This window comes from Pseudomonas sp. P65(2024), from assembly GCF_057480955.1.
This window is the reverse complement of sequence record NZ_JBLIYX010000005.1, coordinates 146,584-169,206: the sequence shown is the minus strand read 5'-3', so window position 1 is coordinate 169,206 and position 22,623 is coordinate 146,584. Positions and strand designations below refer to the sequence as shown.

Sequence of the window (22,623 nt, the reverse complement as noted above, 5' to 3'; positions counted from 1 at the left end):
CATGCGCGAATCGCTGGAGAAGATGCTGGCCAAGGGTGTGGATAACCCGCTGCTGAGATTCGGGCTGGGCAAGGCCTGGCTGGACGAGGGCAATGGCGCGCAAGCGGCGGTGCACCTGTCGGCTTGTGTGAAGCAGGATCCGAAGTACTCGGCTGCGTGGAAGCTGCTGGGGAAGGCGTATCAGTTGAGCGGGGATCTGGACGGCGCGCGCAAGGCCTGGGAAGAGGGGATCGTCGCGGCGCAGGCCCATGGCGACAAGCAGGCCGAGAAAGAAATGACCGTTTTTCTCAAGAAGCTAAACAAGGCTTGAGATCGCCGGGGCTGCTTTGCAGCCCATCGCGACACAAGGCCGCTCCTACAGAGGATTGCGGTCGCCTGTAGGAGCGGCCTTGTGTCGCGAAAGGGGCGCAAAGCGCCCCCAACAATCTCAATACCAGCGCGCCTCACCCGCCGGACGCTTCTTGAAGCGCTTCATGCTCCACATGTACTGGCTCGGATACTCGCGCACATAACGCTCGACCACCTTGCTCATGGCCGCCGCCGATTCAGTCACATCGGTGCTGTACATCGCTTCCGGCGCCGCTTCCAGGAACACCTTGAAACCCGAGCCATCCGGCAACCGCAGGGCATGCAGGAAAACCCCCACCGCCTTGCCGCCAGCCAGCATGTTCGGCACGAACTTGCTGGTCAGCGCCTGGGTGCCGAGGAACGGCACGAACACACCCGCGGACTCGGCCGGCTCCGGGTCGGCCGGAATCCCCACCTGGCCACCCCGGCGCACTTCCTTGATCACGCTGAGGATGCCTTCCTTGGTCGAAGGCGCCACGCGGTTGCCCATCTGCACCCGCTGTTCACGCAGCAGGTCATCCACCGCCTTCAGCTTGGGCGGGCGGTAGAAGATGATCGGTTTGCACTGGTTGCAATAGAAGTGGTTGAGCACTTCCCAGTTGCCCAGGTGGCTGGTGATGCCCACCACGCCCTTGCCCGAGGCCAGGGCCTGCTCCAGCACTTCAAGGCCGTGCACTTCCTTGACCAGCTCCAGCGAGCGCTGCGGCGGCCAGATCCAGGCACAGGCGCTCTCGACAAACGACTTGCCGATGTCCTTCAACGCACGGCCAACCAGCTGCTCGCGTTCGACCGGGTCCATCTCCGGGAAACACTTGGCCAGGTTGATGCGCACGACATTGCGCGAGCCATTGGGGATTTTCCACATCAGCCAGCCGATACCAGCGCCGACGCGCTGCACAGCGCCCCAAGGCAGCTTGGCAAACAGGCGCAGCACCCCGACCATCAGGGCGCCCTTGAACTTTTCCACAGGCGAATTCCTTATTTCAGCAAGGCGCGCATTGTACCCCGTCAGCGCACCAGCGCGGCGTAGCGATCGCAGTCGGTGGTGTGGTCCATGACCATGCCGGTGGCCTGCATGAAGGCGTAGCAGATGGTCGGCCCGACAAAGGTGAAACCGGCCTTTTGCAGGGCCTTGCTCATGGCCTTGGCCTCGTCGGTGACCGCCGGCACGTCGCCACGGCCCTGGAAATGATTGATCTTCGGCGCGCCTCCGACGAACGACCACAGCCACTGCGCCGGGTTATCCACAGCCAGCCAGGCCAGGGCGTTGCGGCGCACGGCCTTGAGCTTGAGACGATTGCGGATGATGCCGGGGTCCAGCATCAGCTCCTCGATGCGCTCATCGCTCAGGCGCGCCAGCTTCACCGGATCGAAGCCATCCAGCACCTGGCGATAGCGTTCGCGTTTCTTCAATACCGTGATCCACGACAACCCCGCCTGGAACCCTTCGAGCAAAAGCATCTCGAAGAGCAACGCCGGGTCGTGCTGCGGCGTTCCCCACTCGTGGTCGTGATAGGCCTGGTACAACGGATCGTCGGAACACCAAAAGCAGCGTGGCATAAGGCTCCAATAACGTAGAGGGCGAGGCGAATCGGGTATACTCCCGCTCTTTACATCCGCATCCCCAGATACAGGTGAATTTCGTGAGCCAGCCTACGCCAGCCGTGCGTACCTTCCAAGACCTGATCCTCGCCCTGCAGAACTACTGGGCCGAGCAAGGTTGTGTGGTGCTTCAGCCCTACGATATGGAAGTAGGCGCCGGCACTTTCCACACCGCTACCTTCCTGCGCGCCGTCGGCCCGGAGACCTGGAACGCCGCCTACGTGCAGCCCAGCCGTCGCCCTGCCGACGGGCGGTATGGCGAAAACCCCAACCGCCTGCAGCACTACTACCAGTTCCAGGTGGTGCTCAAGCCGAACCCGGCCAACTTCCAGGAGCTGTACCTCGGCTCGCTGAAAGCCATCGGCCTGGATCCGCTGGTTCACGACATCCGCTTCGTCGAAGACAACTGGGAATCGCCGACCCTCGGCGCCTGGGGCCTGGGTTGGGAAATCTGGCTGAACGGCATGGAAGTGACCCAGTTCACCTACTTCCAGCAGGTCGGTGGCATCGAGTGCTACCCGGTCACCGGTGAGATCACCTACGGCCTGGAGCGCCTGGCCATGTACCTGCAGGGTGTGGACTCGGTCTACGACCTGGTATGGGCCGACGGCCCGTTTGGCAAGGTCACCTACGGCGACGTGTTCCACCAGAACGAAGTGGAGCAGTCGACCTACAACTTCGAGCACGCCAACGTCGAGAAGCTGTTCGAACTGTTCGACTTCTACGAAAGCGAAGCGAACCGCCTGATCAAGCTGGACCTGCCGCTGCCGACCTACGAAATGGTCCTGAAGGCCTCGCACACCTTCAACCTGCTGGACGCCCGCCGCGCCATCTCGGTGACCGAGCGCCAGCGCTACATCCTGCGCGTGCGTACCCTGGCCCGGGACGTGGCGCAAAGCTATCTGCAAGCCCGCGCACGCCTGGGCTTCCCGATGGCCTCTCCCGAACTGCGTGACGAAGTGTTGGCTAAGCTGGAGGCTGCACAATGAGTGCTCAAGATTTCCTGGTTGAACTGGGCACCGAAGAGCTGCCACCGAAGGCCCTCGCCACCCTGGGCGACGCCTTCCTCGCCGGCATCGAGAAAGGCCTGCAGGCCGCCGGCCTGAACTACACCGGCAAGCAGGTCTACGCCGCGCCGCGCCGCCTGGCCGTGTTGATCCGCCAGCTGGACGTGCAGCAGCCGGACCGCAGCATCAACATCGACGGCCCGCCCGTGCAGGCCGCGTTCAACGCCGAAGGCCAGCCGACCCAGGCCGCCCTGGGCTTTGCCAAGAAGTGCGGCGTGGAGCTGTCGGACATCGACCAGAGCGGCCCCAAGCTGCGCTTCTCCCAGCACATTCCGGGCAAGGCCACCGCCAGCCTGCTGCCGACCATCGTCGAGGATTCGCTCAACGACCTGCCAATCCCCAAGCGCATGCACTGGGGCGCCAGCCGTGAAGAGTTCGTGCGCCCAACCCAGTGGCTGGTGATGCTGCTGGGCGATCAGGTGGTCGACTGCACCCTCCTGGCCCAGAAGGCCGGCCGTGAATCGCGTGGCCACCGCTTCCACCACCCGGAAAACGTACTCATCACCACCCCTGCCAACTACGTCGAGGACCTGCGCAAGGCCCACGTGCTGGCCGACTTCGCCGAGCGTCGCGAGCTGATCAGCAAGCGCACCGCCGAGCTTGCCATGCAGCAGGAAGGCACGGCCATCGTGCCGCCGGCGCTGCTGGACGAAGTGACCGCCCTGGTCGAGTGGCCGGTGCCGCTGGTGTGCTCGTTCGAGGAGCGTTTCCTCGAGGTGCCGCAGGAAGCCCTGATCACCACCATGCAGGACAACCAGAAATACTTCTGCCTGCTGGACAGCGAAGGCAAGCTGCTGCCGCGCTTCATCACCGTGGCCAACGTCGAGAGCCGCGATCCGAAGCAGATCGTGCAGGGTAACGAGAAGGTCGTGCGCCCACGACTGACCGACGCCGAGTTCTTCTTCAAGCAGGACAAGAAGCAGCCGCTGGAAAGCTTCAACGAGCGCCTGAAGAACGTGGTGTTCCAGGCTCAGCTGGGCACCGTGTTCGACAAGGCCGAGCGCGTTTCCAAGCTGGCCGCCTTCATTGCCCCGTACATCGGTGGCAGCGCCGCCAACGCCGGCCGTGCCGGCCTGCTGTCCAAGTGCGACCTGGCCTCGGAAATGGTCGGCGAATTCCCTGAAATGCAGGGCATCGCCGGCTACTACTACGCCCTCAACGACGGCGAGCCGCAAGACGTCGCCCTGGCGCTGAACGAGCAGTACATGCCGCGCGGCGCCGGCGCCGAGCTGCCGCAGACCCTCACCGGTGCCGCCGTGGCCATCGCCGACAAGCTCGACACCCTGGTCGGGATCTTCGGCATCGGCATGCTGCCCACCGGCAGCAAGGACCCGTACGCCCTGCGTCGTGCTGCCCTGGGCGTGCTGCGTATCCTGATCGAGAAGCAGCTGGACCTGGACCTGGCCGTCGCGGTCGAGTTCGCGGTCAAGCAGTTCGGTGCCAAGGTCAAGGCCGCCGGCCTGTCCGAGCAGGTGCTGGAGTTCGTCTTCGACCGCCTGCGCGCGCGCTACGAGGACGAAGGCATCGACGTCTCCACCTACCTGTCGGTGCGTGCCCTGAAGCCGGGCTCGGCGCTGGACTTCGACCAACGCGTGCAGGCCGTGCAGGCCTTCCGCAAGCTGCCGGAAGCCGAAGCCCTGGCCGCGGCGAACAAACGCGTATCGAACCTGCTGGGCAAGGCCGAAGGCGCCATCGCCGACCAGGTCGAGCCGAAGTACTTCGACAACGCCAATGAGTTCTCCCTGTACTCGGCCATCCAGCAGGCCGACCAGGCCGTGCAACCGATGGCGGCCGCGCGTCAGTACAGCGAGGCCCTGGCCCGCCTGGCCGCCCTGCGTGACCCGGTCGATGCCTTCTTCGAGGCGGTGATGGTCAACGCCGAGGATGCCAAGGTGCGCGCCAACCGTTATGCCCTGCTCAGCCGCCTGCGCGGTCTGTTCCTGGGCGTGGCCGATATCTCGCTGCTGGGGTGAGTCGTTGAAACTGCTGATCCTTGATCGAGACGGAGTGATCAACCACGACTCCGACGCCTACATCAAGTCGCTGGAGGAGTGGATCCCCATTCCTGGCTCGATCGAGGCCATCGCGCAGTTGAGCAAGGCAGGCTGGACGGTGGCGGTTGCCACCAACCAGTCCGGCATTGCCCGCGGCTACTACCCGCTGGAAACCCTCGAGGCCATGCATGCGCGCCTGCGCGCGCTGGTGGCCGAGCAGGGCGGCGAGGTCGGCCTGATCGTGCATTGTCCGCACGGCCCGGACGAGGGCTGCGACTGCCGCAAGCCCAAGCCCGGCATGCTGCGGACAATCGCCGAGCACTACCAGGTACCGCTGGCCGGCGTATGGTTCGTCGGTGACAGCAAAGGTGACCTGGAGGCGGCCCTGGCCGTCGATGCACAACCCGTGTTGGTAAAAACCGGCAAGGGTGAAAGGACCCTGGAAAAAGGTGTCCCGCAAACTACACTGATTTTCGACGATCTGGCAGCCATCGCCAGAGAAATTATTTAAATGAGTGCGCCAGGACCGGCGCACTTTTCATTAGGCGGGCACGCCCCGCAACGGTACATGCCACTATGTCGATCCTGCAGGCGATCAGAATCTTTCTTTTTTACCTGCTGTTGGGCACCAGTTCGCTGCTGTGGTGCTCGCTGAGCTTCTTCGTCGCGCCTTTCCTGCCGTTCCCCAAGCGCTACAAGTTCATCAACGTGTACTGGTGCCGCTGCGCGCTGTTCCTGGTGCGGACGATCCTGCGTATCGACTACAAGGTCACCGGCGCCGAGAACGTGCCTGACGTGCCCTGCGTGATCCTGTCGAACCACCAGAGCACCTGGGAGACATTCTTCCTCTCGGCGTACTTCTCGCCGCTGAGCCAGGTGCTCAAGCGCGAGTTGCTGTACGTGCCGTTCTTCGGCTGGGCCATGGCCATGCTGCGACCGATCGCCATCGACCGGAAGAACCCGAAGGAGGCTCTGCGCCAAGTTGCCAGCCAGGGCGACGAACTGCTCAAGCAGGGTACCTGGGTGCTGATCTTCCCCGAAGGCACCCGCGTGCCGCATGGGCAGATGGGCAAGTTTTCCCGCGGCGGCACCGCGCTGGCGGTGAATGCCGGCCTGCCGGTATTGCCGATCGCCCACAACGCCGGCAAGTTCTGGCCGCGTGAAGGCTGGGGCAAGCGCCCGGGCACCATCGAGGTGGTGATTGGCGAGCCGATGTATCCGGAGGGGACAGGCCCGCGTGCCATCGCCGAGCTCAACGACCGTGCCCAGGCATGGAACGAGGCGGCTCAACGCGCCATGGGTTCGCTGCCGCCAGCGGCGGAAAAACCCGAGCAGCAGCCTGCCTGACGTTCTGTGGATAACTTGTTAGCAATTTTTGGATTAAGCGTCTTCAAACATAGCTAAGTGATTGAATTAGCTATTTATTTCCGTGTATGACGTTTTTTCGAAAATCGTGCATAAGTTTTTTCCCGCGATAAAAAAACCGGCTTTTACGCCGGTTTTTTTATAGGTTGATCGCTTTGATCGAGTCGTGGGAGCGGGCTTGCCCCGCGATGGCGTCCTCAGTGCTGGCGACATCGCGGGGCAAGCCCGCTCCCACGTTGTATCCCTCTCAATTCTCACACCTTGTCGATATCCACATCCCGAGTCTCTTTCAGGCAGAAGATCCCCACCACCAGGCTCACCCCGGTGATCAGCACCGGGTACCACAGCCCATAGAAGATATCCCCGGTATACACCACCAACGCGAACGACACCGTCGGCAGGAAGCCGCCGAACCAGCCGTTGCCGATGTGGTAGGGCAGCGACATCGAGGTGTAGCGGATGCGCGTCGGGAACAGCTCGACCATCACCGCCGCCAGCGGCCCGTAGGTCATGGTGGCGATCAGGATCATGGCGACGATCAGCACCACCACCATCACCTGGTTCACCTGCGCTGGGTCCGCCTTGGCCGGGTAGCCGGCGCTATCGATGGCACTGCGCATGGCCGTTTCGTCGAAGCCATTGATGGTCTTGTCGCCGATGCTGACGATCACCTCGCTGCCAGCGACACTCACCGAGCTGTAGGGCAGGCCCTGCTTGACCAGGAACGTCTTGACCTTGTCGCACGGGCTGTCGAAGCGTGCCTTGCCCACCGGATCGAACTGGAAGGTGCAGCCCTTGGGATCTGCGGTGACGACGATCGGCGCCTGGCGACTGGCGGCGTCGATCTGCGGATTGGCGTAATGGCTCAGGGCCTTGAACAGCGGGAAGTACAACACCGTCGCCAGCAAAAGGCCAAGCATCAGGATCGGCTTGCGCCCGACCCGGTCCGATAGCCAGCCGAAGAACACGAAGAACGGCGCACCGATCACCACGCTGATGATCAGCAGGGTGTTGGCCTGGGCCGGGTCCATCTTGAGCATCTGGGTCATGAAGAACAGCACGTAGAACTGCGCGGTGTAGAAGGTCACCGCTTGCCCGGCATTGATGCTGAACAGTGCCGTGAGCACCACTTTCAGGTTCGGCCAGGAGGTGAACGACTCGCGGATCGGCGACTTGCTCACCTTGCCCTGGGCCTTCATTTTCACGAAGGCCGGCGACTCGTGCATGCTCATGCGGATCCAGGTGGATATCGCCAGCAGCACGATCGACAGCAGGAACGGCAGGCGCCAGCCCCAGGTTTCGAACTGGTCGCCACTGATGTAGCGGCTGGCTAGGACGACGGTCAGCGACAGCAGCAGGCCCAATGTGGCAGTGGATTGGATGAAGCCGGTGTGGAAACCACGTTTGCCATGAGGCGCGTGCTCGGCGACATAGGTGGCCGCGCCGCCGTATTCACCGCCCAACGCCAGGCCCTGGAGCATGCGCAGCACCACCAGGATGATCGGCGCGGCGATACCGATGCTGGCGTAGGTGGGCAAAAGACCCACGGCGAAGGTCGACAGGCCCATCAGCACAATGGTCACCAGGAAAGTGTACTTGCGCCCGATCATGTCGCCCAGCCGGCCGAACACCAGCGCGCCGAACGGGCGCACCAGGAAGCCGGCGGCGAAGGCCATCAGGGCGAAGATGAAGGCGGTGGTGTCGTTGACCCCCGCGAAGAATTGCTTGCTGATGACCGCGGCCAGCGCGCCATAGAGAAAAAAGTCATACCACTCGAACACCGTCCCGAGGGATGACGCGAAAATGATCTTGCGCTCTTCACGACGGCTTGGGCTGCTCGCCGCCGCCCCCTGTTCCTGGATGTAATCCGACATCGTTGCTGTCCTCGGCCCGCAGGCCACAGTGATTATTCTTGTTGTTCCACTGTCGGCGACTTGCGACCACAAGCCGCCGCTGTTGCAAACACCCGGGTCAGGGCGTCGGTATCGCGCTGGCGTCGCTGAGGTTGGTCTGGGTATTGGCCCCCTTGAGGATCAGTTGTGCCGCCTTTTCGGCAATCATCAACGTGGGTGAACAAGTATTGCCGGAGACGATCTGCGGCATGATCGAGGCGTCGGCCACGCGCAGGCCGGGAATGCCATGCACGCGAAGCTGGTTATCCACAACATCGAGCGCGCCACTGCCCATGCGGCAGGTGCCCACCGGGTGGAAGATGGTGGTGCCGATCTGGCCGGCGGCCTGGTGCAGGTCGTCCTCGCTCTGCAAGGCGGGGCCTGGCAAATACTCGCGAGGATCGAAGGCCGCCAGGGCAGGGGCCTGGACGATGCGTCGGGTGAGGCGGATGGCCTCGGCGGCGACGCGCAGGTCCTCGGGGTCGCTCAGGTAGTTGGGGTCGATCACCGGCGCGGCATTCATGTCCGCCGAGCGGATGTCGATGCGTCCACGGCTCGCCGGGCGCAGGTTGCACACCGAGGCGGTGAACGCCGGAAAGCGATGCAGCGGCTCGCCGAAGCGGTCCAGCGACAACGGCTGCACGTGGTATTGCAGGTTGGCCGTTGCCTGCTCGGGGCCTGAACGGGCGAAGGCGCCCAGCTGGCTCGGCGCCATGGCCAATGGGCCACTGCGGTCGTAAGCATAGCGCAGGCCCATGCCCAGCTTGCCCCACAGGCTGTTGGCCATCTGATTGAGGGTGCGGGTGTTGTGGACCTGATAGATCAGGCGCAGTTGCAGGTGATCCTGCAGGTTGCCGCCAACCCCGGGCATCTCATGGCGAACTCCGATACCCAAGCCTTCGAGCAGCTTGCGTGGGCCGATGCCGGAGCGTTGCAGAATGCCGGGCGAGCCCACGGAGCCCGCGCACAGGACGATCTCGCGGCGAGCGGCGAACTCATGCCAGGCGCCTTGCCACGAGGCCTTCACCGCCCGGGCGCGGGTGTTGTCGAGCAGCACCTGGTCGACCTGCACGCCCGTCAACACTGTCAGGTTGGGGCGCTTGAGGATGGACCTGAGAAACGCCTTGGCCGAGTTCCAGCGCACACCGCTGCGCTGATTGACCTGAAAATATCCACAGCCCGCGTTGTCGCCCATGTTGAAGTCGTCGACCTTGGCGATGCCACTCTGCTCGGCGGCATCGCGGAAGGCATCGAGGATCGGCCAGCTGTAGCGCTGCTGCTCGACCCGCCATTCCCCCTCGGCGCCGTGGCTGTCGCTGGCGCCGGCGAAGTGGTTCTCGCAGGCCTTGAACAAGGGCAGCACATCCTTCCACGCCCAGCCGTCGTTGCCTTGCTCGGCCCAGCGGTCGTAGTCGGCGGCCTGGCCCCGCATGTAGATCATGCCGTTGATCGACGAGCAGCCGCCCAGCACCTTGCCCCGTGGATAACCCAGGCTGCGACCGTTCAGGCCGGGCTGGGCCTCGGTCTTGAAGCACCAGTCGGTGCGTGGATTGCCGATGCAGTAGAGGTAACCGACGGGGATGTGAATCCAGGGATAGTTGTCGCGGCCACCCGCCTCGAGCAGCAATACGCGGCACGAAGGGTCGGCGGACAAGCGGTTGGCCAATAGGCAACCGGCGGGACCGGCTCCCACGACCACATAGTCGTAGACAGGATCGGCTGATGGCATGTGCAACCTCGCGCCTGATTATTATTCTTGTCCCGATCCATCTTATTGATTAATTTCGCCGAGGAAACACGAGATTTCGCGCAGCCGTTGTGCGTTTTAGCACAACGACTATCTGATTGTGGGAGCGGGCTTGCCCCGCGATGGCTTCAACAGCCAGCACTTCCAAGGACGCCCATGTTCGACTGGAACGATCTGCGGTTTTTCCTCGAGTTGCAGCGCAGCGGCCGCCTGCTCACCGCCGCCAAGCGCCTCAACACCACCCACAGCACCGTGGCCCGGCACATCGAGAGCATCGAAAAGCACCTGGGTACCGCGCTGTTCGTCCAGCACGCCCAGGGCTATGAACTCACGCCTTCCGGCCAGGCCCTGCTCAAGCACGCCGAAGCCATGGAGAACGTTGCCCTGCTGGCGCAGGAAGAAATCACCCAGGCCATCACGCCACTGGGCAAGATCCGCCTGGGGGTGACCGAAGGCATCGGCATCATGTTCTTCACCCCGCGCATGAAAGCCTTGTTCCAACGCTACCCGGGGCTCGAAGTGGAATTGGTGGCGGTGCCGCGTTTCGTCAGCATCCTCAACCGCGAAGCCGAGATCAGCATTCACCTGGAACGTCCCAACGCCGACCTGCTGATCACCCGCAAGCTCACCGATTACCGCCTGGCCCTGTACGCCAGCCAGGACTACCTGGACCGCGCACCACCGCTGCACAGCCGCGAAGACCTGGCCCGGCACAGCTGGATCGGCTATGTCGACGACCTGCTGTTCAGCCAGGAGCTGCTGTTCCTCAACAGTTTCTGCCGGGCGCCCACCGTGGTGTTCCGCAGCACCAGCGTGATCGCCCAGCAGCACGCCGCACAGGCCGGGCTGGGCATCGCCGTGTTGCCGAACTACATGGCCCGCCACGATCCGAAGCTGGTGCGCGTGCTGCCCAGCGAGACCATCCAGCGCAGCTACTGGATCTGCACACGCCGCGAGCTGCACAAGTCGGTACGCCTGCGGGTGGTGTGGGACTACCTGCTGGCGCTGTGCGCCGCCGAGCAGGACGAGTTGCTAGCCGAATAGCGCCTTGCCGGCCAGTAACACCGCGGCGCCACAACCCACCACGGCGAACAGCTGCTGCAGGCGCGGGCCGGCCAGCTTGCTCGCCAACGGCCGCGCCAGCAGCAAACCCAGCACTGCCCCCACCGCGAACGGCGCCGCGACCCACCAGTGCATCACGCCCGCCACACTGGCGCTGATCACGCTACCGGTAGACACCAGGGCAATCACCGCCAGCGAGGTGGCGACGATGCTTTTCATGTTCAGGTTGGTATAGCGGTTCAGCGCCGGGATGATCACGAAACCACCACCGACCCCCAACAGGCCTGACAGCAACCCCGACAGCATCCCGGTGAACGCCAGTGCCCGGGCGCAGGGCAGGGTCCAGCGCAAGCGCCCCTGCAGCGGGTTGAGCACGCAGGGCATGATCTCCCGCTCCCCACAGGGCGACTCGCCACGCAGTTCACGCGCGGCCTTGCGCCAGATCCGCAGGCAGGCGTACACCAGTACCCCGGCGAACACCAAGGCCAACGGCGTGTTGGGCAAACGATGGGCGAGCATCAGGCCGAACGGCGCGCAGGCAATTCCGATCACCGCGATGAACGCGGCCGCCCGATAGCGCACCAGCCCTTGGCGCAGGCCGAGCACCGCACCAACCGACGCCGCCAGCCCTACGGCCAGCAGACCGATCGGCGCCGCCTCGACCATGCTCAGTCCCAGGCCGAACACCAGCAGCGGCACCGCCAGGATGCCACCGCCGGCGCCGGTCAGCGCCAGCACCGCGCCAATGATCGCGCCGAGCCCGGCGCCCAGCAGTTGGTGTTCGATCACTGCTGCGCCTCGACCACCAGAGGTTGCGGCCGGGCTAGCCATTCGCGGCCCTTGAGCATGGCCTTCCAGTACAGCGGCGGCAGGATCTGCGCCTTGAGCAACCAGGCCAGGCGGGTTGGCTTGCGGCCATCGAGCAGCCAGCGCGGGAAGCTCGGCGCCACCTTGCCGCCATAGGTAAACTCGGCCAGGACGATCTTGCCGCGTTCCACCGTCAACGGGCAGGAACCATAGCCATCGTACTGGGCCAGGGTCGACAGGCGACCGAGTGCCACCAGCACATTGTTGGCCACCACCGGCGCCTGCTTGCGGGCGGCGGCGGCGGTCTTGGCGTTGCTGGTATTGGCCACGTCACCCAACGCGTGGACATTGCCGAACTGGCGATGACGCAAGGTATGCGGGTCGACATCCACCCAGCCCGCCGCATCGGCCAGCGGGCTCTGGCGGATGAAGTCAGGCGCCACCTGCGGCGGCACCACATGCAGCATGTCGAAGGCTTCGACCCGGGTCTCGGTGGTGCCATCGGGGAGGGTACGGATAAACGTGGCGCGCTTGTTCGGACCATCCACCGCCGTCAGGCGATGCTGGTAGTTCAGGTCCACGCCGTACTTGTCGATGTAGCTCATCAGCGCCGGCACATAATCCGGCACACCGAACAGCACCGCCCCAGCATTGAAGAAGCTGGCCCTGACATTGCCCAGGTGCCCCTTGCGCAACCAGTGATCACAGGACAGGTACAGCGCCTTCTGCGGCGCACCGGCGCATTTGATCGGCATCGGCGGCTGGGTGAAGAGGGCGCGCCCCTGCTTGAGGTTCTGTACCAGTTGCCAGGTGTAGGGCGCCAGGTCGTAGCGGTAGTTGGAGGTGACACCGTTGCGACCGAGCGTTTCGCTCAAACCCTCGATGGCGTTCCAATCGAGTTTCAATCCCGGGCAAACCACCAGTTGCTCATAGCTGACCGCACGCCCGTCCTCGAGCACGACCAGTTGCCCTTGAGGGTCGAAGCTCTCCACCCGCGCCTTGATCCAACGCACGCCACGGGGCAGGGTGGCCGCCATGGTCTGGGCGGTGCTCGGCGCCTTGAAAACACCGGCACCGACCATGGTCCAGCCAGGCTGGTAGTAGTGCACGTCGGCAGGGTCGATCAGGGCAATGTCCAGCGACGGATCACGGGCGATCAGGCTGGACGCGGTGGCGATACCAGCGGCACCGGCGCCGACGATCACCACCTTGTGGTGGTCGGCACGGGAGGAATCGGCAGGGGACAGCAAGGCAGGCATGGCGGTGTTCCTTGGAAATCTCGTTATGGGTACGGCGTGGCTTACAGCTTGTTCAGCGGGATCTTCAGGTAGCTCACACCGTTGGCTTCAGGTTCGGGGAATTGCCCGCTGCGCATGTTGATCTGCACCGACGGCAGGATCAGCACAGGCATGTCGAGGGTCTTGTCACGGGCTTCGCGCATCTGCACGAAGCTGTCTTCGCTGACCCCTTCATGGATATGAATGTTGTCGGCGCGTTGCTCGGCCACGGTGGTGACGAAGCGCAGCTCACGGCCACCAGGCAGGTAGTCGTGGCACATGAACAGCCGGGTCTGGTCGGGGAAGGCGAGCAGGCGACGGATCGACTGGTACAGGGTTCGCGCGCTGGCGCCAGGAAAGTCGCAACGGGCGGTGCCATAGTCGGGGGTGAACAAGGTGTCGCCGACGAATACAGCGATCTCGCCCGCATCCTCGACCATGTAGCTCATGCACGCCGGGGTATGCCCAGGGGTGTGCAGGGCACGGGCATGCAGGTTGCCGATGCGAAATCCCTCCTCATCTTCGAACAGGACGTCGAACTGGCTGCCGTCACGGGCAAAACCCGGCTCGGCGTTGAACAGGGTGCCGAAGACTTTCTGCACCTGGGTGATCTGCGCGCCGATCGCGATGCTGCCGCCAAGCCGCTCCTTGAGGTAGGCCGCCGCAGACAGATGGTCGGCGTGCACATGGGTATCCAGGATCCATTGCACCTTGGCATCCAGCGCTTCGACGCGGGCGATCAGCTTGTCCGCCGAATCGGTGCAGGTGCGCCCGGACTTGGGGTCGTAGTCCAGCACGCTGTCGATCAGCGCGCATTGGCGCGTCTCGCCATCCATGACCAGGTAGCTGATGGTCCAGGTCGCCTTGTCGAAGAACGCTTCGACGTGAAGGTTGTTGCCGATGATCATTGCACTCTCCAGTTATCCACCGAGCCTCCTTGAAGGCATAGGCAGTGAAGGGTGCTTTATCAAGATACATGCCAGCCCTTCAGATAGGACGCCGTCCCCTTGCAGGAGCGGCCTCGTGCCGCGATGGCTGCGCAGCAGCCCCATTACAGCCAGCCAAAGGTGACAGTTCCTGGCAGTCGACTGTCAGCCGATGGCAGTGTTTGGCAGTCCTTGCTACCCTCGCCAGGTCCTTCACCTGGTGCTGTCATGCTAGCCGCTTCCCATCCCGCGATCCTCGCGCTGGTGTCCTACCTCGAACACGATGTGCTACCCAGCATCGTGCTGGATACCGACTACAACATCCTGGCTGCCAACGCGGCGTACCGTCGTCAGTTCGGCAACGAGGAGCACGCGCCGATCGGCAAAAAATGCCACCGGGTCTCGCACCACTATGCCGTGCCCTGCGACCAAGCCGGGGAACATTGCCCGCTGCGCAAGTCGCTGGACAGCAAAGTGCCCGAGCGCGTGCTGCACATCCATCACACCCCGCGAGGGCCGGAGCATGTGGATGTGGAACTGCGCCCGATCCTCGATGACGAGGGCAGGGTGGTGGCCTTCGTCGAACGCCTGACCAGCGTCACCCTGGCATCGGCACAACCTCAACAACAAGGGTTGGTTGGCCGGGCGCCAGCCTTCAAGAACGCCGTGGCCAGTTTGCAACGTGCAGCCCCTGCGCAGATTCCGGTACTGCTCCAGGGCGAGTCGGGTACGGGCAAGGAGCTGTTCGCCCGCGCCTTGCACCTGGGTAGCCCCCGAGCCAATGGCCCCCTGGTGGTGGTGGACTGCACCGGGCTGACCGAGTCGTTGTTCGAGAGTGAACTGTTCGGCTATGAGAAGGGCGCCTTCACCGGCGCGACTCAACGCAAGATCGGCCTGGCCGAGGCTGCTCACGGTGGCACCCTGTTCCTCGATGAGATCGGTGAAGTACCGCTGGCGATGCAGGTGAAACTGCTGCGCCTGATCGAATCCGGCAGCTTCCGTCCGGTCGGCAGCACGCGCACGGTCCATTCGGATTTCCGCCTGGTCTCGGCCACGCACAAGCCCTTGAAGGAGATGGCCGCCGAAGGGACGTTTCGCGAAGACCTGTATTACCGCATCAGCGGATTCCCGATTCGCCTGCCATCGCTGCGTGAGCGAGTCGAGGATTTACCGTTGCTCTGTGAGAGTCTGCTGCAACGCATGGCCGGCAAGCACTCGCCCAAGGTCACCGCCGAAGCACTCGCTTGCCTCAACCTGCATACATTCCCAGGCAACATTCGCGAGCTCAGAAACATCTTGGAGCGCGCGCGGTTGTTTGCTGATGATGGGCTGATTCGTCCCGAACATCTTCCGGAAGATATCCACCCGACTGTAAGGCAGACAGGTGTTCGGGGACGTAAGAACGAGATGGCCGATCTGGCCCATGCCCTGGAAACCTTCAGCGGTTCCCGAAGTGAATTGGCCGATCACCTCGGGATGAGCGAACGCACGTTGTACCGCCGACTTAAAGCATTGGGGATTTCATAGTTCCACGTGGAACATTCATGAAGGTAAAAAAAAAGCCAATCCCTGGGGATTGGCTTTCTTGTACTACCCGCAGATCAGAAGTCCAGGTTGGACACCGACAGCGCGTTGCTTTCGATGAAGTCGCGACGCGGTTCGACCGCATCCCCCATCAGGGTGTTGAACAGCTGATCGGCGGCGATGGCGTCCTCGATGGTCACCTTGAGCATGCGGCGCACGGTCGGGTCCATGGTGGTTTCCCACAGCTGGTCCGGGTTCATCTCACCCAGTCCTTTGTATCGCTGGATGGTGTGGCGCTTGGTGCTCTCGTTCATCAGCCAGTCGAGGGCTTCCTTGAACTCGGTGACAGCCTTGCGACGTTCGCCACGCTGCACATAGGCGCCGTCGCCCAGCAAGGTACCCAGCTTTTCACCCAGGGCAACGACTGTCTTGTAGTCATTGCTACCGAAGAAGTCACGGTTGAAGGTGACATAGCTGGCCAAACCATGGGAGGTCGTTTCAACGACAGGCAGCCAGAGGTTGCGCTCCTTGTCCTCGTGCAAGTCGGCCTTGTAAGCCAGACCAGAACGCTGGCTATTATCCAGACGCTGCTGGAACGCCTTCAGCCAAATGTCCATCTGCGCCTTATCGGCCAGTTGCTCGAGGGAAACCTTTGGCAGGTAGATGAAGTGCTCGGTCAGCTCTTCCGGGTACAGGCGCGAAAGACGCTTGAGGGTTTTCATCACCGCGCGGAATTCGTTGACCAGCGCCTCGAGCTGCACGCCGGAAACGGCTGGCGCGGACTCGTCCAGGTGCAGGCTGGCATCTTCCAGGGCCGACTGGGTCATGTACTCTTCCATGGCCTCGTCGTCCTTGATGTACTGCTCCTGCTTACCTTTCTTCACCTTGTACAGCGGCGGCTGGGCGATATAGATGTAGCCACGCTCGACCAGTTCCGGCAGCTGACGGAAGAAGAAGGTCAGCAGCAGGGTACGGATGTGCGAACCGTCGACGTCAGCATCGGTCATGATGATGATGTTGTGATAACGCAGCTTGTCGATGTTGTACTCTTCACGGCCGATGCCACAACCCAGCGCGGTGATCAGCGTGCCGACCTCCTGGGAAGAGATCATCTTGTCGAAGCGCGCTTTCTCGACGTTGAGGATCTTGCCCTTGAGCGGCAGGATCGCCTGGGTGCGACGGTTGCGGCCTTGCTTGGCCGAACCACCCGCGGAGTCACCCTCCACCAGGTACAGTTCGGAAAGGGCAGGGTCCTTCTCCTGGCAGTCGGCCAATTTGCCCGGCAGGCCGGCGATGTCCAGAGCACCTTTGCGGCGAGTCATCTCACGGGCTTTACGCGCCGCTTCACGGGCCCGGGCAGCGTCGATCATCTTGCCGACCACGGCCTTGGCTTCGTTGGGGTTCTCCAACAGGAAGTCGGCGAAGTACTTGTTCATCTCCTGTTCCACGGCAGTCTTCACCTCCGAGGAAACCAGCTTGTCCTTGGTCTGCGAGCTGAACTTAGGATCCGGCACCTTGACCGAGATGATCGCGGTCAGGCCTTCACGGGCGTCATCACCAGTGGTGGCGACCTTGTTTTTCTTCGCCAGGCCTTCCTGCTCGATGTAGCTGTTCAGGCTACGGGTCAGCGAGGAACGGAAGCCGACCAGGTGGGTACCACCGTCGCGCTGGGGAATGTTGTTGGTGAAGCACAGCAGGTTTTCGTTGAAGCTGTCGTTCCACTGCAGGGCGACTTCGACACCCACGCCATCGTCACGCTGGACGTTGAAGTGGAAGACCTGGGAGTTGACCGGGGTCTTGTTGGTGTTCAGGTATTCAACGAATGCGCGCAGGCCGCCTTCGTACTTGAAGAACTCTTCCTTGCCGCTGCGCTCGTCCTTCAGCAGGATGCCGACACCCGAGTTCAGGAACGACAGCTCGCGGATACGCTTGGCGAGAATGTCCCAGCTGAAGTGAATGTTCTTGAAGGTTTCAGCCGAAGGCTTGAAGTGAATGTGGGTACCGGTGGTTTCGCTTTCACCGACCACCGCCATCGGCGCCTGTGGCACGCCATGGACGTAGGTCTGTTCCCAGATCTTGCCGCTACGACGAACGGTGAGCACCAGTTGCTCGGACAGGGCGTTCACCACCGAGACACCTACGCCGTGCAGACCGCCGGAAACCTTGTAGGAGTTGTCGTCGAACTTACCGCCGGCGTGCAGCACGGTCATGATGACCTCGGCCGCGGAAACGCCTTCTTCTTTATGCACGTCGACCGGAATACCACGGCCATTGTCACGGACGCTGATGGATTCGTCCGGGTGAATGATGACGGTGATGTCATCGCAGTGCCCGGCCAGGGCTTCGTCGATCGAGTTGTCGACCACCTCGAATACCATGTGGTGCAGGCCGCTGCCGTCATCGGTGTCGCCAATGTACATGCCGGGACGCTTGCGTACGGCATCCAGCCCTTTCAGCACCTTGATGCTGGAGGAGTCGTACGTTTGATTTTCGCTCATGCCTTCACTCCCGATGGTCGTGGGTCTGGGTGATACGGCCTTGTTCCACGTGGAACAAGGCGACTGGCGTTTCCGTCTGCCAGCCTTCCCTCAGAAATTCGTGGTCTACACAGGTGATGAACACCTGGCAGTTCAATTCTTCAAGCAAGCGGCACAGGGCGCGGCGATGCTGCTCGTCCAACTCGGACGGCAGGTCGTCTACCAGATAAATACACTGGCCGCGACGAACCTGGCTGACCAGATGTCCCTGGGCAATGCGCAAGGCGCAGACCACCAGCTTCTGCTGCCCCCGCGAGAGGATGTCGGCCGCGTTGTTCGCGCCCAATCGCAGGCGCAGATCGGCACGTTGTGGCCCGGCCTGGGTATGGCCCATCTGCTGATCGCGAAGGAGAGAGGTTGCGAGGACTTCGTTGAGTTCCCGGTCCTTGTCCCAACCTCGGTAGTAGCTCAGGGTCAGCCCGTCCAGTTCGACCAGCTCGCTCAGGGTACGCTCGAAGACAGGCTTCAAGGCCTTGATGTAGTTGCGACGGTATTCATCTATTTCCGCACTGGCGAGACATAACTCCCGATCCCAGGCGGCTTGCGAAACGGCATCAAGTGTACCATGCCGCAGCCATGAGTTCCGCTGCCGCAGGGCCTTCTGCAGGCGCTGCCAAGTCGCCATGAAGCGAGGTTCCACGTGGAACACGCCCCAATCGAGGAACTGCCGGCGCACCTTGGGCGCACCTTCGAGCAGGCGGAAACTGTCCGGGTTGATCAGTTGCAGGGGCAGCATCTCGGCCAGTTGCGCGGCGCTGCGCGCATTCTGTCCGTCGATACGAATGGTGAAATCACCCTGCCGCTCCCGTGAAACACCCAGGTTGCTGGTACCGCCTTCGGCCAGTTCGACCTGACCGAACACGGTGCAGGTCGGCTGCTCGTACTGAATCACCGGGTTCAACCGGGTGCTGCGGAACGAACGGGCGAGCCCCAGCAGGTGCACGGCTTCGAGCACGCTGGTCTTGCCGCTGCCGTTGGCGCCGTAAAGGATGTTGATGCGGGGGGAGGGTGAGAGGGTCACCGGGTGCAAATTGCGCACCGCGGTGACCGAGAGACGTCGAAGGGACATGTCGCCTGCTATGGGTTACAGACGCATCGGCATGACAACGTAGGACGAATCGTCATTGCCGGCTTCCTGCAACAGGGCGCTGCTATTGGAGTCGGACAGAATCAGGCGAACCTGTTCGGTGGTCATGACGCCCAGCACATCCAGCAGGTAGCTGACGTTGAAACCGATCTCCAGCGAGCTGCCGTTGTAGTCGACGCTGATCTCTTCTTCCGCTTCTTCCTGCTCCGGGTTGTTGGCCTGGATCTTCAGCTGGCCGGCGGCCAGTTGCAGACGGATGCCGCGGTACTTTTCGTTGGACAGGATCGCGGTACGGCTGAACGCCTCGCGCAGCGCCTGGCGATCACCGATCACCAGCTTGTCGCCGCCCTTGGGCAGGACACGCTCGTAGTCCGGGAACTTGCCGTCGACCAGCTTGGAGGTGAAGGTGAACTCACCGGTGGTGGCGCGAATGTGATGCTGGCCCAGGACGATGCTGACCATGCCTTCCGGATCGGTGAGCAGGCGCGCCAGCTCGAGGATACCCTTGCGTGGCACGATGACCTGGTGACGGTCAGCCTGACCGATCGGTGCCTGCATGGCGCACAGCGCCAGACGGTGACCGTCGGTGGCGACGGCGCGCAGGGTATCGGTGGACACTTCCAGCAGCATGCCGTTGAGGTAGTAGCGCACATCCTGCTGGGCCATGGCGAAGCTGGTGCGCTCGATCAGACGGCGCAGCTTGCTCTGCTCCAGGTTGCAGGTCAGCGAGCCCGGGCCTTCTTCCACGGTCGGGAAGTCATTGGCCGGCAGGGTGGACAGGGTGAAACGGCTGCGGCCGGCCTTGACCAGCAGCTTCTGCTCGTCGACCTTGATGTCGACCAGCACATCGCTGGGCAGGCTCTTGCAGATGTCCATCAGCTTGCGCGCCGGAACGGTGATCTCGCCCGGCTCCGCAGGCTCTTCTAGCTGGACGCGGCCAACCAGTTCGACTTCCAGGTCGGTACCGGTCAACGACAGTTGCTGGCCTTGCACGACCAGCAGGACGTTGGACAGGACCGGCAAGGTCTGGCGGCGCTCGACGACGCCTGCGACCAGTTGCAGGGGTTTCAACAGGGCTTCGCGTTGAATGGTGAAATGCATGGTCTAGTCCCTTGCCTTCAATTAGCTGCGCTGACGGCCATCAGGTCGTCAGCGTGCGCAGCAGGTTCTTGTAGTCCTCGCGGATGTCCGCGTCGGATTCCTTCAATTCGTTGATCTTGCGGCAGGCGTGCAGCACGGTGGTGTGGTCGCGGCCGCCGAACATGTCGCCGATCTCCGGCAGGCTGTGGTTGGTCAGCTCTTTCGACAACGCCATGGCTACCTGGCGTGGACGCGCCACGGAGCGCGACCGTCGCTTGGACAGCAGATCGGAGATCTTGATCTTGTAGTACTCGGCCACGGTGCGCTGGATGTTATCCACACTGACCAGCTTGTCCTGCAGCGCCAGCAGATCCTTGAGCGATTCTCGAATCAGCTCGATGGTGATGTCGCGGCCCATGAAATGCGAGTGAGCGATCACCCGTTTCAGGGCGCCTTCGAGCTCACGCACGTTGGAGCGGATCCGCTGGGCGATGAAGAACGCGGCATCGTGCGGCAGCTCGACCTTGGCCTGGTCGGCCTTCTTCATCAGGATCGCCACGCGGGTTTCCAGCTCCGGCGGCTCGACGGCCACCGTCAGGCCCCAGCCGAAGCGGGACTTCAGGCGCTCTTCCAGGCCTTCGATTTCCTTCGGGTAGCGGTCGCTGGTGAGGATCACCTGCTGGCCGCCCTCGAGCAGGGCGTTGAAGGTATGGAAAAACTCTTCCTGGGAACGCTCCTTGCGGGCAAAGAACTGGATGTCATCGATCAGCAACGCATCGACCGAACGGTAGAAACGTTTGAATTCGTTGATCGCGTTCAGCTGCAGCGCCTTGACCATGTCGGCAACGAAGCGCTCCGAATGCAGGTAGACCACCTTGGCATTCGGGTTCTTCTTAAGCAGGTGGTTACCCACAGCGTGCATCAAGTGTGTCTTACCCAGGCCGACGCCACCATAAAGGAACAGTGGGTTGTAGCCGTGCTTGGGGTTGTCGGCCACCTGCCATGCCGCGGCGCGAGCCAGTTGGTTCGACTTGCCTTCGACGAAGGTTTCGAAGGTGAAGGTGCGGTTCAGGTAGCTGGTGTGCTTCAGGGCACCCTCGACCTGCACCGTGCGCTGCTCGGTGCGACCGCTGGCAACCGGAGCGCTCGCGATCTCGGCCATGCTGTCGAAGCTGTCACGCGAAGAGGGCTCCTCGACTTCGGCCACCTGCGCCGGCTCCACCACAGGTGCGCTGACAGGCTCGAGTGCGGGCGCCGCCTGCTGTACCTGCGCCTGTTGCGCGAGGGTTGCCGCGACGGCGGCACTGACAGGGGCGTTGGGTGCGGCACGGGCTGCGGAACTGCGCCGGCTGCCTATTAATAAGGAAAGGGCAGGTGCGATACCGCTGCCTTGTTCACCCAGCAGTTCGAGCAGGCGGCCAAGGTACTTTTCATTGACCCAGTCGAGCACGAAGCGGTTGGGCGCATAGACGCGCAACTCGTCGCCTTCGGCTTCGACCTGTAGCGGACGGATCCAGGTGTTGAATTGCTGGGCAGGCAGCTCATCGCGCAGAAGCTCCACGCACTGCTGCCAAAGTTCCACTGACACGGATATCCCCTGAGTTGAAAGCCGGATGAGGCAAAAACAAACCGCCATTGTACCGGGCGGGCGATCAGTTATCCACACGTGACGCCACCCACTATCAGGGTAAATCCGCCAAAAAACGACTTGAATACCCTTCGGCCACTGTTGATAAGCCCTGTGGATAACGACACATGAGGGCTATGCACAACCCTGGGTTCTGGGCTGTGGATAAAGCACCTGTGGATAAAGCACCTTTTCCCGCACAGGTTTTCCTCATGCGGGACACAGACAGAACACTCCTTACCGACAAGGTTGTGATTTTCTGTACAGTACGTCAATCGTGGCCTTGAGAAGGTTATCCACAGAAGGTTATCCACCTAAGATCTATAAGTTCTTCAGAAAAGCTTTTTATATGCCTCTTCTGTTTTTTTGATTTGCCCGCTTTCAGGTTAGCAAGGTCAACAGGATGCCCATCGACCTGGCTCGACCTTCCATAAGGAAAGGCTGGTTGGAAATTGACCTATCGGCTTGCTTTCTCTAGAATCGCCGATCTCTTAAAAAGGGGGCCCTTCCGGCCCGTTGTCGACCAACCCAGGTAACACGCCATGAAACGTACTTTCCAACCAAGCACCATCAAGCGCGCCCGCACTCACGGTTTCCGTGCCCGTATGGCCACCAAGAACGGCCGTGCCGTTCTGTCGCGTCGCCGTGCCAAAGGCCGTAAGCGTCTGGCCATTTGATTTT

19 protein-coding genes are annotated in these 22,623 nt (G+C 62.5%); 8 read left to right on the top strand and 11 right to left on the bottom strand.

The features are described from left to right. The first annotated feature begins 1 nt into the window (after position 1). On the top strand, positions 2-310 hold the full coding sequence (locus AC25MA_RS09825) for a tetratricopeptide repeat protein (protein ID WP_028690046.1): 309 nt from the start codon (positions 2-4) through the stop codon (positions 308-310). A 117-nt stretch (positions 311-427) separates the two neighbouring features. On the opposite strand, the gene AC25MA_RS09820 is transcribed toward AC25MA_RS09825, so the two are convergent. Both AC25MA_RS09820 and AC25MA_RS09815 read right to left on the bottom strand, forming a co-directional pair. Next, complete coding sequence (locus AC25MA_RS09820; RefSeq protein ID WP_028690045.1) at positions 428-1,315, bottom strand: lysophospholipid acyltransferase; 888 nt, start codon at positions 1,313-1,315, stop codon at positions 428-430. Between the two features lie 41 nt (positions 1,316-1,356). Further along, a complete protein-coding gene (locus AC25MA_RS09815) occupies positions 1,357-1,908 on the bottom strand; it encodes a DNA-3-methyladenine glycosylase I (protein WP_028690044.1) in 552 nt (183 codons plus the stop codon). A gap of 83 nt (positions 1,909-1,991) precedes the next feature. Here AC25MA_RS09815 and glyQ point away from each other — a divergent pair, with 83 nt between their 5' ends. The 4 genes from glyQ (at position 1,992) to AC25MA_RS09795 (ending at position 6,358) form a co-directional block, all read left to right on the top strand. Beyond that, positions 1,992-2,939, top strand: coding sequence for a glycine--tRNA ligase subunit alpha (gene glyQ, locus AC25MA_RS09810; protein WP_011531473.1), 948 nt, complete (start codon positions 1,992-1,994; stop codon positions 2,937-2,939). Then, positions 2,936-4,990, top strand: a complete 2,055-nt coding sequence (glyS, locus tag AC25MA_RS09805; RefSeq protein WP_062360031.1) for a glycine--tRNA ligase subunit beta — start codon at positions 2,936-2,938, stop codon at positions 4,988-4,990. The genes glyQ and glyS overlap by 4 nt, the downstream gene beginning before the upstream one ends. A gap of 4 nt (positions 4,991-4,994) precedes the next feature. Then, positions 4,995-5,522: a D-glycero-beta-D-manno-heptose 1,7-bisphosphate 7-phosphatase gene (gene gmhB / locus AC25MA_RS09800; RefSeq protein WP_028690042.1), complete on the top strand. Its 528-nt coding sequence runs from the start codon at positions 4,995-4,997 to the stop codon at positions 5,520-5,522. A 65-nt stretch (positions 5,523-5,587) separates the two neighbouring features. Next, positions 5,588-6,358, top strand: a complete 771-nt coding sequence (locus tag AC25MA_RS09795; protein WP_028690041.1) for a lysophospholipid acyltransferase family protein — start codon at positions 5,588-5,590, stop codon at positions 6,356-6,358. A gap of 272 nt (positions 6,359-6,630) precedes the next feature. On the opposite strand, the gene AC25MA_RS09790 is transcribed toward AC25MA_RS09795, so the two are convergent. Both AC25MA_RS09790 and AC25MA_RS09785 read right to left on the bottom strand, forming a co-directional pair. Next, the gene (locus AC25MA_RS09790) at positions 6,631-8,250 is read right to left on the bottom strand and encodes an MFS transporter (RefSeq protein ID WP_028690040.1); all 1,620 of its coding nucleotides are present in this window, start codon (positions 8,248-8,250) and stop codon (positions 6,631-6,633) included. Positions 8,251-8,347: 97 nt separating this feature from the next. Further along, positions 8,348-9,997 (bottom strand): GMC family oxidoreductase, encoded by a 1,650-nt coding sequence (locus AC25MA_RS09785; protein WP_028690039.1) that lies wholly within the window; start codon positions 9,995-9,997, stop codon positions 8,348-8,350. A gap of 174 nt (positions 9,998-10,171) precedes the next feature. Between AC25MA_RS09785 and AC25MA_RS09780 the strand changes: the two genes are divergently transcribed. Beyond that, positions 10,172-11,059: a LysR family transcriptional regulator gene (locus tag AC25MA_RS09780; protein WP_028690038.1), complete on the top strand. Its 888-nt coding sequence runs from the start codon at positions 10,172-10,174 to the stop codon at positions 11,057-11,059. On the opposite strand, the gene AC25MA_RS09775 is transcribed toward AC25MA_RS09780, so the two are convergent. Genes AC25MA_RS09775 through AC25MA_RS09765 form a run of 3 tightly spaced genes read right to left on the bottom strand, consistent with a single transcriptional unit; the run spans position 11,048 to position 14,069 of the window. Next, positions 11,048-11,866: a sulfite exporter TauE/SafE family protein gene (locus AC25MA_RS09775; RefSeq protein ID WP_028690037.1), complete on the bottom strand. Its 819-nt coding sequence runs from the start codon at positions 11,864-11,866 to the stop codon at positions 11,048-11,050. The genes AC25MA_RS09780 and AC25MA_RS09775 overlap by 12 nt on opposite strands. Next, positions 11,863-13,143, bottom strand: coding sequence for an NAD(P)/FAD-dependent oxidoreductase (locus AC25MA_RS09770; RefSeq protein WP_028690036.1), 1,281 nt, complete (start codon positions 13,141-13,143; stop codon positions 11,863-11,865). Before AC25MA_RS09770 ends, AC25MA_RS09775 begins: the two co-directional genes overlap by 4 nt. A 41-nt stretch (positions 13,144-13,184) precedes the next feature. Then, complete coding sequence (locus AC25MA_RS09765) at positions 13,185-14,069, bottom strand: MBL fold metallo-hydrolase (RefSeq protein WP_028690035.1); 885 nt, start codon at positions 14,067-14,069, stop codon at positions 13,185-13,187. A 246-nt stretch (positions 14,070-14,315) separates the two neighbouring features. Between AC25MA_RS09765 and AC25MA_RS09760 the strand changes: the two genes are divergently transcribed. After that, on the top strand, positions 14,316-15,614 hold the full coding sequence (locus AC25MA_RS09760; protein ID WP_486971983.1) for a sigma-54 interaction domain-containing protein: 1,299 nt from the start codon (positions 14,316-14,318) through the stop codon (positions 15,612-15,614). Positions 15,615-15,688: 74 nt separating this feature from the next. Here AC25MA_RS09760 and gyrB read toward each other — a convergent pair whose 3' ends face one another. Genes gyrB through dnaA form a run of 4 tightly spaced genes read right to left on the bottom strand, consistent with a single transcriptional unit; the run spans position 15,689 to position 21,903 of the window. Next, complete coding sequence (gene gyrB, locus AC25MA_RS09755) at positions 15,689-18,109, bottom strand: DNA topoisomerase (ATP-hydrolyzing) subunit B (RefSeq protein ID WP_028690033.1); 2,421 nt, start codon at positions 18,107-18,109, stop codon at positions 15,689-15,691. Between the two features lie 4 nt (positions 18,110-18,113). After that, positions 18,114-19,217, bottom strand: coding sequence for a DNA replication/repair protein RecF (gene recF / locus AC25MA_RS09750; RefSeq protein ID WP_028690032.1), 1,104 nt, complete (start codon positions 19,215-19,217; stop codon positions 18,114-18,116). 15 nt (positions 19,218-19,232) lie between these two features. Continuing rightward, positions 19,233-20,336: a DNA polymerase III subunit beta gene (gene dnaN / locus AC25MA_RS09745; RefSeq protein WP_028690031.1), complete on the bottom strand. Its 1,104-nt coding sequence runs from the start codon at positions 20,334-20,336 to the stop codon at positions 19,233-19,235. 40 nt (positions 20,337-20,376) lie between these two features. Beyond that, on the bottom strand, positions 20,377-21,903 hold the full coding sequence (gene dnaA / locus AC25MA_RS09740; RefSeq protein ID WP_062360044.1) for a chromosomal replication initiator protein DnaA: 1,527 nt from the start codon (positions 21,901-21,903) through the stop codon (positions 20,377-20,379). Between the two features lie 581 nt (positions 21,904-22,484). Between dnaA and rpmH the strand changes: the two genes are divergently transcribed. Beyond that, entirely contained in the window at positions 22,485-22,619 is a 135-nt protein-coding gene (gene rpmH / locus AC25MA_RS09735) for a 50S ribosomal protein L34 (protein WP_003253163.1), read from the top strand. Positions 22,620-22,623 lie beyond the last annotated feature (4 nt).